At 60.9% G+C, this 402-nt stretch carries 1 protein-coding gene; it reads right to left on the minus strand.

Annotation, left to right across the window (positions count from 1 at the left end; genetic code table 11):
• The coding region (locus tag JL015_RS27585) for an RHS repeat-associated core domain-containing protein (RefSeq protein ID WP_201020690.1) at window positions 1–402 on the minus strand (402 nt) is incomplete at both ends.

A 402-nucleotide genomic window follows, 5' to 3' on the forward strand; every position in this document is an offset into this window, starting at 1 on the left:
CGTAGGGTTAGGCACATACCGATAGTTATTCAACCCACCCGCCAGCTTGATCGGGTCTGGCGTCAGAAACCGTCCAGTCCCCGGATTGTAGTAGCGATGCCGGTTGTAATGTAAGCCCGTCTCCGCATCGAAGTACTGGCCCTGGAAGCGCAGCGGGTTGTCGATTTCAGCGATGTCGAGTGTGGCGAGGTTGCCGTAGGCGCGGTATTTGGCGGACCACATGATCTCGCCGCTGTAGTCTGTGAGTTCCTGCGGGGTGCCGAGGTGGTCGAGCTGGTAGTAGAACGGCGTGGCCTTGCGTGGGCCTTCGCCGTCGAGCATGGCCAGTGGGCGGAAGCTGCCGGGTTCGTAGATGTAGCTGCGATAACGGTTGTCGGCGCTTTCGGCGACGAGGCGTTCGCC

Source organism: Pseudomonas cichorii (assembly GCF_015471405.1).
Taxonomy (GTDB): domain Bacteria; phylum Pseudomonadota; class Gammaproteobacteria; order Pseudomonadales; family Pseudomonadaceae; genus Aquipseudomonas; species Aquipseudomonas serbiensis.